This is a genomic window from Shewanella litoralis (assembly GCF_009828585.1).
GTDB classification, from domain to species: Bacteria; Pseudomonadota; Gammaproteobacteria; order Enterobacterales; family Shewanellaceae; genus Shewanella; species Shewanella litoralis.
On the sequence record NZ_WSRZ01000184.1, the window covers coordinates 1 to 212 of the forward strand.

The 212-nt window shown below is 39.6% G+C and carries 1 rRNA gene; it reads left to right on the top strand.

The window, feature by feature from the left end:
- Nucleotides 1-129 precede the first annotated feature (129 nt).
- Nucleotides 130-212 (top strand): 16S ribosomal RNA (locus GQA99_RS20545); the annotation flags it as partial.

The window sequence follows — 212 nt, forward strand, 5'->3', positions numbered from 1 at the left end:
TAGGCAATCAAAAAATTTAAACTCAATGCGATGATGAGTGTTCATAGTAATATGTACAAAGACTTGTTTCACTTCGGTGAGATAAGCAATCAGAATTCATTGAGCCGAGACGTTGTCTCAAAAAAACTTTAATTGAAGAGTTTGATCATGGCTCAGATTGAACGCTGGCGGCAGGCCTAACACATGCAAGTCGAGCGGTAACAGAGAGTAAG